The sequence below is a fragment of the Streptomyces sp. AC627_RSS907 genome (genome assembly GCF_019049165.1).
Window position 1 is genome coordinate 101,213 of sequence record NZ_JAGMUE010000066.1, and the last position, 6,000, is coordinate 107,212.

7 protein-coding genes and 1 pseudogene are annotated in these 6,000 nt (G+C 72.7%); 4 read left to right on the plus strand and 4 right to left on the minus strand.

Annotation, left to right across the window (positions count from 1 at the left end):
* Nucleotides 1-190: 190 nt before the first annotated feature.
* Together KUM32_RS16835 and KUM32_RS16840 are read left to right on the plus strand one after the other, a co-directional pair.
* The gene (locus tag KUM32_RS16835) at nt 191-1,075 is read left to right on the plus strand and encodes a helix-turn-helix transcriptional regulator (RefSeq protein ID WP_217142714.1); all 885 of its coding nucleotides are present in this window, start codon (nt 191-193) and stop codon (nt 1,073-1,075) included.
* Nucleotides 1,075-1,254, plus strand: coding sequence for a DUF397 domain-containing protein (locus KUM32_RS16840; RefSeq protein ID WP_217142715.1), 180 nt, complete (start codon nt 1,075-1,077; stop codon nt 1,252-1,254). The genes KUM32_RS16835 and KUM32_RS16840 overlap by 1 nt, the downstream gene beginning before the upstream one ends.
* Before the next feature lie 91 nt (nt 1,255-1,345).
* On the opposite strand, the gene KUM32_RS16845 is transcribed toward KUM32_RS16840, so the two are convergent.
* From KUM32_RS16845 to KUM32_RS16860, 4 genes are all read right to left on the minus strand, one after another.
* Entirely contained in the window at nt 1,346-2,002 is a 657-nt protein-coding gene (locus KUM32_RS16845; RefSeq protein ID WP_217142716.1) for a bifunctional 2-polyprenyl-6-hydroxyphenol methylase/3-demethylubiquinol 3-O-methyltransferase UbiG, read from the minus strand.
* A gap of 268 nt (nt 2,003-2,270) precedes the next feature.
* Nucleotides 2,271-3,674, minus strand: a complete 1,404-nt coding sequence (locus KUM32_RS16850; protein WP_254405674.1) for an FtsX-like permease family protein — start codon at nt 3,672-3,674, stop codon at nt 2,271-2,273.
* The gene (locus KUM32_RS16855; protein ID WP_374227526.1) at nt 3,671-4,366 is read right to left on the minus strand and encodes an ABC transporter ATP-binding protein; all 696 of its coding nucleotides are present in this window, start codon (nt 4,364-4,366) and stop codon (nt 3,671-3,673) included. Before KUM32_RS16855 ends, KUM32_RS16850 begins: the two co-directional genes overlap by 4 nt.
* On the minus strand, nt 4,363-4,896 hold the full coding sequence (locus KUM32_RS16860; RefSeq protein ID WP_217142717.1) for a PadR family transcriptional regulator: 534 nt from the start codon (nt 4,894-4,896) through the stop codon (nt 4,363-4,365). The genes KUM32_RS16855 and KUM32_RS16860 overlap by 4 nt, the downstream gene beginning before the upstream one ends.
* A gap of 283 nt (nt 4,897-5,179) precedes the next feature.
* Here KUM32_RS16860 and KUM32_RS16865 point away from each other — a divergent pair, with 283 nt between their 5' ends.
* Nucleotides 5,180-5,485, plus strand: a complete 306-nt coding sequence (locus KUM32_RS16865; RefSeq protein WP_217142718.1) for a hypothetical protein — start codon at nt 5,180-5,182, stop codon at nt 5,483-5,485.
* A gap of 14 nt (nt 5,486-5,499) precedes the next feature.
* Nucleotides 5,500-6,000 (plus strand): annotated as a pseudogene (locus KUM32_RS16870) (4-alpha-glucanotransferase); the annotation flags it as partial.

Here is a 6,000-nt window from a genome sequence, read left to right on the forward strand (position 1 = left end):
TGGTACGGACGGCGGTGTCTCTGCCGCACCTGCGCGAGGGCAGGGCGGTGCGCTTCCGCCGTCGGGCGGGGCCGCGGAGTGAGCGGCTGGACACCCACGGTAGCGAGCCGAGAGATCCCGGAGCAATCTGTTCGGGGAAGTTATTCCCCAGAGTTGGACTCTGTTGCGGATCGGCGGACACACTGTGCCCGTGACGCGATCAACTCAAGCGGCAGGCAACCGGGTCTCGACGGTTCTCGGGCGCAAGCTGGGTGCTGAACTGCTGCGGCTGCGAGACGACTCGGGCAAGACGCAGCAGCAGGCGGCGGGCGCCATCTCCGCGACCGCGACGAAGGTCGTGAAGATGGAACGCGGCTGGGTTCCCATGCGGGACCCGGACATCCGCGCGCTGTGCGACTTCTACGAGGTGCGCGACGACAGGATGGTGGCCCGGCTGCTCGGCCTCGCCCGGCTGGACCGGGAGCGCCGCAAGGCGAAGGGGTGGTGGCGGCAGTCGCCGCAGGCCGAAGCGGTCGCGGAGTACATCTCCATGGAGGACGTGGCCAGTCAGGTGCGCACGTGGCAGCAGGCCTTCGTCCCCGGCCTGTTGCAGACGCCCGAGTACACGAGGGCGCTCGTGGTCAGCGAAGGCGTCTGGTCGGACCCTGACGAGATCGAAGGTGTCGTCGAGGTCCGTAAGAAGCGCCAGGAGCGCCTCGAGGGGAGCGAGCCGCTCCAGCTGTACGCGGTCATCTGGGAGGCGGCGTTGCGGCAACAGGTCGGTGGGCCGGACGTGATGCGCTCGCAGTTGCGGCACATCCTTGAACTGGCTCAGCTTCCGAACGTGCGGCTCCAGGTGCTGCCTTTCCGCGCGGGCGGGCACGCTTGCATGGCCGGCGCCTTCAGCATTGTCTCGTTCACCGAGCCTGAGTCCGTGGACGTGGTCCACGTCGACACCATCGCGGCTACCGTGTGGGTCGAAGACACGGTCGAAAGCGCCACCTACAGCGCCTTCTTCGACCGCACCGCACGGCTGAGCCTGGCTCCCAAGGACTCGCTCGGATTGATCGAGAGCATCAGCGAGGGCATGCATTGATGAACGGCTTCGTGTTCGTGAAGTCCAGCTACAGCAGTGGAAGCGGCGAGTGCGTCGAGGTCGCCCGCAACATCCCCCGCATCGTGGCCGTGCGCGACTCCAAGGGTCCGGGCGGCGGCCCGATACTCCGTCTCGCGCCGCAGGCCTGGGCGGCGTTCACGAGGGCGTTGGGCCGGTGATCCGCGTGAGGGTCCCGGAGGCCACCGCGACGGTGCCCCTTCGGCACGGGCGGCCCGCCGCGCCGAAGGGGGCCACTGGCTCCCTCCGCCCTCAACGGCGACGCCATACGAGCGTGTAGCGCCAGAACAGCCGACGGCGCAACCGCGCGCCGGGCAGGGCGTCGCGGGCCTCGTCGGCGATCTCGGTGAAGGTCATGCCCGCGGGTCGGGTCGGGGCCGTCATGGAGAGCGGACGGGGCGCGCTCCTGCCCCTGTTCTTCAGCCACCCGGCGGCGGCGTTCAGCGGGGCGGCCACCGCGCCGAGGAGATGGTCCACGGCGGTGTCGGCCCGGTAGAGGCCGACGACCACCAGGGTGCCTCCCGGGGCCAGGTGCCGCCGGAGGACGTGGAGCGTCTCGGCGAACGGCAGGTGGTGGAGCGTGGCGACGCACGTGATGACGTCGTAGGGCCCGGTGGGGACACCGGTCGGAGCCTCGGCGACCGTGAAGGTCACCGGGGTCGTCGGAGGTGTCAGCCGCCGCGCCTGGTCGGTGATCACCGGGTCGGAGTCGATTCCCCGGACCTCGTCGGCGCGCGTGGCCAGGAGCCGGGCCAGGTCGCCGCTGCCGGAGCCGATGTCCAGCGCCCTGCCGAGGCGGCCGGGAAGCTGCCGCAGGATCCATCGGTGGTAGTGGGCGTTGTGGTCCCAGGGATGGGCGGCGTTGAACCGGTCGAGCGCCTGGAGCAGCCGATGCGGCAGTGACGTCATGTGTTTCCTTTGGCCGTTCGTTCGTTCCCGGGCCGGACGCCTGCGTACAGGCGGCTCCCCCAGCCCCCCCGCACACCGCCCCAAAACCGTGAGCACTCCCGCCCCCACTGTCCTCGAGCCGCTCATCCGAGCGCCAATATGACAGTTCCCCGCCGACTGCTCACGCCTTTCAGTACGGCCCCCGCCCTGGACCCCGCAGCAGCGGGACATCATCCGGCACGGTCGCCGGCGGGCGTGCGACGTGCGGGCATCCCGGCGCCGGGTGCCGTCACCCGTACCGCAGCTCCCCCGGCCGTACCGAGCGGCCCAGCAGGGGCAGGGCCGTCACCGCGGCCAGCAGGCAGGCCGTGTACACCGCGGGCGCGACCAGCAGGGCCGTCCACGGGACCGAGCCGTCGCCGCCGAGGGAGGAGTACCGGACGCCGATCGCCAGGCCTCCGGCGCCGGCCAGCAGCAGGGCGGGTGCGAGGGGGAGTGCGGTCTCCAGGAGCAGGGCGCGGTTCAGGACCGCGCGCGGGACGCCGACGGCGACCTGGACGGCCAGTGCCCGGCGGCGGGTGGTCAGGGACTCCGCGGTGCCCACGGCGAGGCCCGCCAGGGTGATCGCGAGGGCGACGAGGAGCGCGGCACCGGTCAGGTCCAGGCCGGTGGTGTAGTACGCCACGTCGGCCCCGATCTGCTCGTCGGACCGCAACTCGACCAGGAACGTGTGCCGGATGCACAGGAAAGCCGTCACCGCGACCGTCACCAGCAGAACGGCGGCGTGGACACGGGCCGGGGCCCACGGATCATCGCGCAGCCGTTCCGCCGCCATCAGGGGCGCCGCGGTGCGGGCCTGCCCGGCGATCAGCCGCCCGACGCCCCGGGCCGTGGCCCCGGCCAGCCACACCGCGCCCGCGCCGAGCGCGATGACGAGGCAGAAGACGGCCAGCGGACGCTGCCAGTGGATCCGGTTGCCCGCGATGGTGCCGCCACTCATGGCAAGCGGCGCCACCACCGCCAGCAGCGCCAGCGCGACCAGGAACAGCCACCCCGGCCCCCGTCCCGTGCCCGGCCGCACCCGGCGCACCGTGCCCAGCGGTGAGACCACCACCCGGCGCAGTGCGAGCACGCTCGCCACCGCGCCCAGCACCGGCACGCCGACGACGACCAGCGCGATGCCCGCCCAGGTCAGCGCGTGCGGCCTGCTCCCCGGGGACAGCAGCACGAGCACCGAGAAGACGGTCGCCACCGCCGAGCCGAGCAGGCACGCGAGCCCGGTCTCCAGCGCCGCGATCCGCCGCACCTGCCACGGCGTCGCCCCGGCCAGCCGAAGCCCCGCCAGCCGCCTGTCCCGGTGCGCGGCACCGATCCGCGTGCACTGGCCGACGAACGCCAGCACCGGCACCAGCAGCAGAAGAAGACCGGCGATCACCCCGGAACGAGTGCCGGGCGAGCTCAGCAGCCCGTGGAAGACGGTCACGGTGTGGCCGCCGCGCACCGACGCCAGCGTGACGGCCGCGAGCGCGAGGCCCGTCGCGAGGGCCGCGCCCACCGCGATGAGCAGGGTCCGCCACCACTCCCGCCGGTCCGACCCGCGCACCAGCTCCCGCGCCAGCAGCACGTCGGACCGCAGCGAGGGCCTCACCGGGGGCATGACCGGGGGGCGTGCCGGGGAGGGCGCCGCGCTCATGCGGTCACCCCCAGCGTCGACACGGCACCGTCCCGCAACTGGACCTCGCGGTCCGCGTACGCGGCCACCTGGGCGTCGTGCGTGACCAGCAGCACCGCGGTCCCCGACTCGCGGGCCGTGTGCGTCAGCGCCGTCATCACCTGTTCGCTCGCCAGCGAGTCCAGCGCCCCGGCCGGCTCGTCCGCGAGGACCACCTTCGGCCCGGTGGCCAGCGCGCGGGCCAGCGCCGTCCGCTGTGCCTGCCCGCCGCTCATCTCGCCCGGCCGTAGCTCCCCCTGGCCACGCACCCCGAACCGTTCCAGCCACTCACCGGCCCGCGCCTGCGCCTCGCCCCGGCCGGTGCCCGCCAGCATCAGCGGCAGCGCCACGTTGTCCAGTGCCGTCAGCTCCGGGATGAGCTGACCGAACTGGAAGACCACCCCGAAGTCGGAACGGCGCAGCTCGCTCAGCCGCTTCTCCGGCAGCTCCTCCAGCCGCTGACCGTCGTACGTCACCGAGCCGGCGTCCGGCCGGACGATCCCGGCCAGGCAGTGCAGCAGCGTCGACTTCCCGCTGCCGCTGGCCCCGGTCAGGGCGAGGATCTCGCCGGGCCGCAGTTCGACGGAGGCGCCGCGCAGGGCCTCGGTCCTGCCGTACGCCTTGACCAGTTCGCGAGCCGTGAGCAGCGGCTCGGTCGTGTCCCCGTTCATCATGCTGGGCGGACCTCCGCGGTCAGAGTGGTGAGCCGGGCCGCCGTGGTGGTCATCCAGCGGAGGTCGGCGTCGAGGTGGTTGAGGGCGTAGTCGGTCGACAGGACGGTCGTCAGGTCCGTGCCCGGGGCCGTCTTGACCGCCGTGAGCTCCCGCATCCGCGCCATGTGGGCGGTGCGCTGGGCCAGCAGATAGGCGCTCGCGTCACCGTCGGTCAGGATCGAGACGACGACCTTGGCGAAGATCTCGTTGGTCACGAAGGGCGCGGGCGGCGTGATCTCGCCCGCCCAGCGCGCCAGTTCGCGCGCGCCCTCGTCCGTAGCGCGGTACGCAGTCCGTTCGGGACCGCCGTCCGACGCGGTGCCGTCGATTTCCGCGAGACCGTCCCGGACCAGGCGCTGAAGCGTCGTGTAGACCTGCCCGTAGGCCAGCGGACGGGCTTGCGGGAAGCGTTCGTCGTGCCGCCGCTTCAGGTCGTAGCCGTGGCTCGGCCCCGCGGCGAGCAGACCCAGGAGGATGTGACGGGTGCTCATGGACCCTGAGTATTCACTACGTACATGTACTGAGTGAATAGCTGGACCGGAGTTCGCCGGGAAGGGCGGCGCCGGTGGGTCGGTTTGGGCGCTCCGTGAGCGGGTTAGTTGGTTTTTTGGCCGGATTCAGGTGTGTTTCGGGGAGGTGAGGCGTGACCAGGGTCACGTTGTCGGTCCAGGGGCGTCTGTCCTCGCGCGGACTGGGTAGGGCTGCCGTAATCCGCCACAAGCGTGCTCGGCAAGGATCGAAAGAGATCAACCAAGCTTGACAAAGGAGACCCCCGTGGCTGCACAGGCACCCCTTCTGCTCCCGGCCCCTTCCAAACGCGTGGCGGAGCCGTCCACGCCGTGGGCGGAGCCCTCCGCCGCCTCCGACACCCCGCACTACTGCGTCTTCGGCGCCACCGGCAGCTGCGCCGAGACCCCGCTGACCAGCGAACCGCCGCTGCCCGACGCCGAGCCCCTCACCAGCGAGTCGCCGTTCGCCGACGCCGTACCCCTGACCAGCGAGTCCTCGCCCGAACTCACGGCGGACGTGCCGGAGCAGGGCGGTCCCTCCTTCGCCGTCCCGGAACCCACGAGGTCATAGAGGTCAGGTCGTAGATGACAGCTGCCCGGCCGGCCGAGCCCCCCATCGAGGACCTGCCCGAGGACCTGACCCTGCTCGCCGCCCTGCACGGCGTCGCCACCTCCTACAGCCCCTCCCCGGGCCGCACCGTCACGGCCTCGGCCACCGCCGTCACCCTCGCCCTGGCCGCCCTCGGAGTGGACACGAGCACACCGCGGGCCTTACGGGCCGCGCGCACCGCCCGTGAGAGCGAGCTGCGCGACCGCCTGCTGCCGCCCACCGTCGTCGGCCGGAGCGAGGGCGGCACACCGGCGGCCCTCGTCGCGCTCCCCGAGGGCACCCGACTGCGCGTCGACACCGAGCAGGGCGAGACCCGCACCGACGCCGGACAGCTCCCGCCCGGAGTGCACCGCCTGACCGCCACCGCGCCCGACGGCCGCACCGCGCGGGCCCACCTGATCATCGCGCCCGCCCGGCTGCCCACCCCCGCCGCACGCTCCTACGGGCTCCTCGTCCAGCTCTACTCCCTCCTCTCC